Annotated in this window: 1 protein-coding gene; it reads right to left on the reverse strand. The window is 40.4% G+C overall.

The genetic code is table 11. The annotated features are described in order from the left end of the window. Positions 1-52: 52 nt before the first annotated feature. Positions 53-364, reverse strand: a 312-nt coding sequence (locus tag IQR33_RS32750) for a hypothetical protein (RefSeq protein ID WP_228013837.1), incomplete at its 5' end; no start/stop codon positions are given.

Genomic DNA, 364 nt, shown 5'->3' on the forward strand with positions numbered 1-364 from the left:
GTTGAATGTGCTAGTTGGATGGAAATTTACTTCTTTGGTGTGCTAGTTGAAGCTAATCTTCATCATCTGTGACTATTTCATAGTCGGTTACATCAATGACGTCATCTGATTTCTTCATTGATGTACCTTTAGCATCTTTTGACTCTTCACCAAACTTCTTAATAGCGCTTAGGACAGCAGGGGATATATCTTCACCATTCAGCAATAGTTCTCCAATCTGCTCAGTCAATGCGACCATTTCACTCTGCTTTGGTTGAAGGTTGGCATTGATAGCTTTGATTGCTGACCTTGCAAGGGATAGTTTACTTGGGGCCTTTTTAGAAAGCTCCCAGGTAAACTTAAATGCGACAGTCTTGGTACCTTT

The organism is Vibrio sp. OPT46, from assembly GCF_015163535.1.
Taxonomy (GTDB): Bacteria; Pseudomonadota; Gammaproteobacteria; order Enterobacterales; family Vibrionaceae; genus Vibrio; species Vibrio alginolyticus.